Source organism: Bacillus sp. MMSF_3353, from assembly GCF_030733445.1.
Classification (GTDB): domain Bacteria; phylum Bacillota; class Bacilli; order Bacillales; family Bacillaceae_G; genus Bacillus_A; species Bacillus_A wiedmannii.
Window position 1 is genome coordinate 1 of record NZ_JASHJA010000086.1, and the last position, 2,073, is coordinate 2,073.

Here is a 2,073-nt window from a genome sequence, read left to right on the forward strand (position 1 = left end):
TAGGTTTTTAATACTATTTTTCCCATTTTATCTTTCTTAAGAAATAGTATTTGATTTTTGATAATCATAACACTATCTTTTAACCCTTCATATAACAGACGAAAAATATACATAAAATATTCATAATTCTGTACTCAGAATTTTGATAACATTAGATTCAAGGCTAGATTTTCAGCTTACTTACAAAAAAAACAAGGAGTGATTATCATGGAACGTATCTTAATTAGCCCGCAAAAATATATTCAGGGAAGAAATGTAATTGAAAAAATTGGAGAGTATGTAAAACCTCTAGGAACTAATTTATTAGTTATTGCAGATGAATGTGTCTGGCATCTTGTTGGTGAAAAAGTTATGGAAAGCTTTCATAAACAAAATCTAAGCTTTGAAAAAGTCGGTTTTAATGGTGAAAGCTCTGAAAATGAAATTACAAGAATTGAGAAAATAGGAAAAGAATTTGGTGCTGATGTAATCATTGGTATTGGTGGTGGTAAATCAGTAGACACAGCAAAAGCGGTAGGAGAAATTCTTTTGGCCAAAGTTGTAAGCGTTCCCACTATTGCCTCAACAGATGCACCAACCAGTTCTCTTTCTGTTATTTACTCTGATGATGGAGTATTTGAGAAATACAAATTTTATTTAAAAAATCCAGATATTATTTTAGTAGATTCCCAAGTCATTGCACAAGCTCCATCCAGATTTTTAGCTGCTGGGATTGGAGACGGAATGGCTACATGGATTGAAGCTAGAGCAAATTTAGAATCACGAAAACCCGCTATGGCTGGTGGACTATCTACCTTAGCGGCTGCTAAAATTGCAGAACTCTGCTGGGATACCTTATTTGAATATGGAGAAGCTGCGCTTTTAGCAGTTAAACAAAAAACTGTTACTCCAGCAGTTGAAGCCGTAATAGAGGCAAACACCTTACTTAGTGGACTTGGATTTGAAAGTGTCGGGTTAGCTGCAGCTCATGCCATCCATAATGGTTTTACTGTTTTACATGATAAGACTCATGATTTGATGCATGGAGAAAAGGTTGCATTTGGCACATTAGTACAAATGGCAATGGAATCTTGGACAACTGAAGAGCTATATAACTACATTGATTTCTGTATCAAACTCGGCTTACCTACTACACTTGAAGATTTGAACTTAGGTGATGCAAGTAAAGAAGAATTGATGAAAGTTGCAGAAGCTGCCTGTCAAGATGGTGAAACTATACATAATATGCCATTTGAAATTTCACCAGAAATGGTTTTTGATGCAATTATTGCTGCTGATGCTTATGCTACTGAGTATAAATTAAAAAAATCAATTTAAAATTACAATACAAAAAATTAATAAACTTTAATTAAACATATTGTAAAAATTTAATTAAATGTATATTACACATCATTAAATGTTGTATGTGTCCTTTAAGCATTTAGCAAAATAATAATACAATATATTAAAAACTAAATAAATATTAAAATTTATTTGTATCATGAAATAATCTGAAGACTTCATCCAACATATAAAAGCACAAAATATTTAAACAAAACATAGCATTATTTCAAAATTAATTTTGCAACTGAATTTTTACACCAAAGATAAATATAGAAATAAGAAAAAACCTCTTTATGAGGTTTTTTCTAGTCCTATACTTTTGATAATAAAATAAGCTGTTTTTATTATAAACAATAGGTTAGCAACACCATCTTAACATATAAAAACAAAAAGTCTATGTGTCAATTTTTCAAATTCCCTATAGTATTTATGAGAATACTAAAAAGATATAACTAATAAAAAATGTAGGAAAAGTAATGGACTTAATTTATGCTGTTTCTATTTTACCTATTTAACTAAATTAAGAAAATTTTAGAAAATCTAGAAAGAATAATCTCATTTTATTACTAAACAATACAACATATTGTTTAGATTCAGCCAAAATAGTAGTTAGTCTTCTACTTAAGATAACAATTTTTTAGTCAAACTAGATTATTAGAATCGACACTTTTGTGTACATTTATATCACTTCTAGCTCACTATTAATTCTCACCTTACAAAAATGGTATATATATATACATTTTAATTCTA

General features: G+C 29.4%; 1 protein-coding gene. It reads left to right on the plus strand.

The genetic code is table 11. The annotated features are described in order from the left end of the window. Positions 1 to 207: 207 nt before the first annotated feature. Positions 208 to 1,317: a glycerol dehydrogenase gene (locus RBB48_RS31555; RefSeq protein WP_306008859.1), complete on the plus strand. Its 1,110-nt coding sequence runs from the start codon at positions 208 to 210 to the stop codon at positions 1,315 to 1,317. Positions 1,318 to 2,073 lie beyond the last annotated feature (756 nt).

Excerpts from the sequence above, each read along its gene's own strand:
- RBB48_RS31555 (WP_306008859.1), top strand. The coding sequence starts at position 208 with ATGGAACGTATCTTAATTAGCCCGCAAAAATATATTCAGGGAAGAAAT.